Origin of the sequence: Mesorhizobium sp. M2A.F.Ca.ET.067.02.1.1 (assembly GCF_004023285.1) — a bacterium.
Taxonomy (GTDB): domain Bacteria; phylum Pseudomonadota; class Alphaproteobacteria; order Rhizobiales; family Rhizobiaceae; genus Mesorhizobium.
In genome coordinates this window covers 1-2582 of the sequence record NZ_RZSB01000806.1, presented here as the reverse complement: position 1 = coordinate 2582, position 2582 = coordinate 1, and the positions used below count along the sequence as shown (strand labels likewise).

Below are 2582 nucleotides of genomic sequence, written 5' to 3'. Positions count from 1 at the left end.
CCCCCCCCCCCCCCGCCTCGACAACTCCAATCACCCCAACGACCCCGACCACCCCGTCAGTGATCGCGCCGGTCCTCACCATCGCCGACCCAACGCTCAACGTGAGCGGGCTGGGCGGTACGGTCGACCTCGGGGTCAAGGTGACAACGACCGACCCCAACGATCTCGTGACCGTGACGTTGACGGGCTTGCCGAAGTACGAGACGATCACCGACAAACTCGATGGCAAGACGTTCAGTGGCAAGAGTATCACCTTGACGGCCGCGCAGGTCGACAGCGGATTGACGCTGCAATCGAACTACAGGGGCGCGGCTCATCCGGTTGCGACACTCACGCTGACGGCAACGGCGAAGGATCCGGCCACAGGCGCCGTCTCGACAGCCTCGCCGCAGACCATCGCCGTAACGGATCCTCGGCCTGCCGCCACCACGACCTCGCCGCGGGTGATCGCCCAGACGGATCATGAGCATGCTCCCGCTAGGTCGCTAGCGTCCTGGTCAACCCGGCGCTTTGCTTGGCTGAACGAGCACAGGGACTTGGTCGCCGGCACCGCTAAGACCTTGGCGTCGCAAAACATTACTATGGCAGATCATCCGCTTGCGTCCGGCACGAGTAGAGCGTCCCTCGCAAGCCAGAGTTTTGCGCTGCTGAACCAGTACCTAGCCGGCAACTCTGGCCACGTCGATCACGGTCAGATCGTGGCGTCCTTGTCGAATGGAACCAACTGGAATCACGACTCGTACCTGACCAGACCGCAACATTGATCGCCTCCGCACCCAGGGGCTCCAGCGCCTGGGTGCGGCACCGTCAAGTTTGTGAATCTGAGAAGGAACATCGAAAGAACGCGGACGCGTATCCGCGAAGGGTTAAGCCAGAATGGCGATGCAGAACGAGAATGCCCACGCCGCAGACTTTGGACTTCGAGCCCTGGCTCTGTTCCTTCGCTTTCACGGCGTGAACGTTAAGCCCGACCAGATCCGCGATCGCTGTGGCGGCGGCGGTGCAATCGGCATCCGCGCGATGCTTCGTTGCGCCCGCGAGTTCGGGCTCAAGGTCGGTTCGCGCAAGACACAGTGGAAACAACTTGCGGATATCCGGTTGCCCGGCATCGCTTCACTGCATGATGGTGGATTTCTGCTTCTCGGAAAGGTCAGCGACAAAGGCGCGGTTGTGCTGCATCCACCCTCTTCAAATGCGAAGCTGATCACGCGAGCGGAATTCGAAGCAATGTGGGACGGCCGTTTGATCTTGGCTGGATCACAGAACGTCGCGCAGCGGGCGCTCCATGCCCTTATTGGCCGTGGGCGTGATCTGGTACGGCGCGCCAGCGGTACCTTGATGCGTGTTCGTTTCGCCGATCGACGCGATGAGGCCGCCCAGACGGCGGGCACTGCGTCTGAGTGCGGCGATGACCCAAGGCTCGTCGCCTTGGCGATATTGCTGCGTTGCCATGGCATCGCGGCCGAGCCGGACCAAATTCGGCATCGCATGGGCGCGGCGCGAGTGGGCGTTACCGAAGTGCTGCGCTGTGCAAAAGATTTCGGACTCAAGGCTCGGGCACAGAGGACGAGCTGGAATCGGCTTGCGGTTACTCCGCTGCCGGGAATCGCCGTGCTTCGGGACGGTGGATTCCTGATCCTTGGCAAAGTCGTCGGCGACAAGCTCCTCGTTCAGCGCCCATCGTCGCCGCAACCCATTACAATGAGCCAGGCCGAACTTGAGTCCATCTGGGACGGCGATATCATCCTGATGACCCGGCGCGCTGCCCTTACGGACCTGTCCCGGCGGTTTGACATCGGCTGGTTTCTCGGCGCGGTCCACAAATACCGCCATCTTCTCGGCGAAGTGCTGATCGCGTCATTCTTCCTTCAGGTCTTTGCCCTCATCTCGCCCCTGTTCTTCCAGGTGGTCATCGACAAGGTGCTCGTGCATCGAAGCATGAGCACGCTCGACGTCCTGGTCGCGGGCCTTATCGCGCTGACCGTTTTCGAAACTGTTCTCGGCACGCTGCGCGTCTATCTGTTCGCGCACACGACGAACCGCATCGACGTCGAGCTCGGCGCCCGGCTGTTTCGTCACCTGATGGCGTTGCCGATCGCATATTTCCAGACACGCCGCGTCGGGGATTCAGTCGCACGCGTCCGCGAGCTCGAGAATATCCGGCAGTTCCTGACGAGCTCGGCGCTCACGCTTGTCATTGATCTCGTCTTCACCGTCGTTTTCCTTGCGGTGATGTTCTATTACACAACTCCGTTGACTCTGATCGTCCTGTCGTCGTTCCCATTCTACATCGGCATTTCTGCGGGAGCTGCGCCGCTGTTTCGCCGGCGCCTCGATGAGAAGTTCGATCGCGGCTCGGAGAATCAAGCTTTTCTGGTCGAGACCGTGACGGGCGTCGAGACGCTGAAGGCCATGGCGGTCGAGCCGCAGATGCAGCGCCGCTGGGAGGAGCAGCTCGCCGCCTATGTGACCGCAAGCTTCCGCGTGCTCAGCCTGAACAATACTGCGAGCCAGGCGGTGCAGATGATCAACAAGCTGGTCGTCGCCGCAACCCTTTACTTCGGCGCCAAGCTCGTGATCGG

Annotated in this window: 1 protein-coding gene and 1 pseudogene; both read left to right on the top strand. The window is 61.5% G+C overall.

Annotated elements, in window-relative coordinates:
- Positions 1 to 764, top strand: a pseudogene (locus EOA28_RS32060) (hypothetical protein); the annotation flags it as partial.
- Between the two features lie 112 nt (positions 765 to 876).
- Positions 877 to 2582 (top strand): ABC transporter transmembrane domain-containing protein (locus EOA28_RS32055; protein ID WP_245501645.1); only part of this gene is annotated, 1706 nt, incomplete at its 3' end.